The organism is Mycobacterium sp. 852002-51961_SCH5331710 (assembly GCF_001665535.1).
Taxonomy (GTDB): domain Bacteria; phylum Actinomycetota; class Actinomycetes; order Mycobacteriales; family Mycobacteriaceae; genus Mycobacterium.
In genome coordinates this window covers 1-1,268 of the sequence record NZ_LZSQ01000050.1, presented here as the reverse complement: position 1 = coordinate 1,268, position 1,268 = coordinate 1, and the positions used below count along the sequence as shown (strand labels likewise).

The following is a 1,268-nucleotide window of genomic DNA, read 5'->3' as shown; positions in this document are numbered from 1 at the left end:
GTGACCGCGCTCACTGAAACTCCCCACTGACGCTCATCGAAATTCCCCACCCGTGTGGCTCCGCCGAGAGGGGCGGGCCTCCCTCGAAGCTGCTGGTGTCTGACGCCAGTTGCTCCACCGAAGGAGGCCCGCTTTCTCATGCTCACATGGGAGGACGACTTGGAAGTACATGCCCTACGCAAGCGTGGTTGGACGATCTCGGCGATCGCCCGCCACACCGGCTTCGACCGCAAGACGGTCCGCAGGTATCTGGCCGGCGACGGCAAGCCCGGGGTGCGAGCCCGCCCCGGCCCGGACCCGTTCGACCCGTTCGTCGACTACGTGGTCGCCCGACTGACCGAGGATCCGCACCTATGGGCCCGGACGCTGTTCGATGAGCTCGAGGACCTGGGGTTCGGGCTGTCGTATCAGAGCCTGACCCGCAACATCCGCACCCGCGATCTACGCCCTGTCTGTGAAGCCTGCCGGACTGCCACCGAGCGCCCCAACGCGGTGATCCCACACGCCCCGGGCGATGAAACCCAATGGGACTGGCTCGAATTGCCCGACCCGCCCGAATCCTGGGGGTGGGGCAAGACCGCGCACCTGTTGGTCGGCTCGTTGGCTCATTCCGGGAAATGGCGCGGCTATTTGGCGCCGAGCGAGGATCAACCGCACCTGGTCGCCGGCTTGGACCGTGTCACCCGCGGCCTGGGCGGGTGCACCCGGGTGTGGCGGTTCGACCGGATGGCCACCGTGTGTGATCCCGGCAGTGGCCGGGTGACCGCATCGTTCGCCGGGGTGGCCAAGCACTACGGCGTCTCGGTGGCGATCTGCCCGGCCCGCCGCGGTAACCGCAAGGGCGTGGTGGAGAAGGTCAACCACACCGCCGCACAACGCTGGTGGCGCACGCTGGCCGACGACATGACCGTCGAGGCCGCCCAGGCCAACCTGGATCGCTTCGCCCGGGTACGCGGCGACACCCGGCTGCGGGCCACCGCCGACGGCCGCTCCTCAGTCGCGGTGGTGGCCAACTCCGAACCGCTATCCCCGGTGCCGGCGGTGGCGTATCCGGTGATCGTGGCCGAAACCCGCACCGCGTCGCGCCAAGCGATGGTGTCCTACCGCGGCAACCGCTACTCGGTGCCTCCGGAACTGGCCGCCGCCCAGGTGGTGGTGTCACATCCGGTCGGCGGCGAGTTCTGCGATATCGCCACCATGAGCGGGATCGTGATCGCCCGGCACCGGATGGCTGCTGACGGGCTCGGGGTGATGGTGCGCGACAGCGG

At 69.0% G+C, this 1,268-nt stretch carries 1 protein-coding gene; it reads left to right on the top strand.

The annotated features are described in order from the left end of the window. Positions 1-138: 138 nt before the first annotated feature. A partial coding sequence (locus A5752_RS08385) for a Mu transposase domain-containing protein (protein WP_067084200.1) occupies positions 139-1,268 on the top strand: 1,130 nt, incomplete at its 3' end.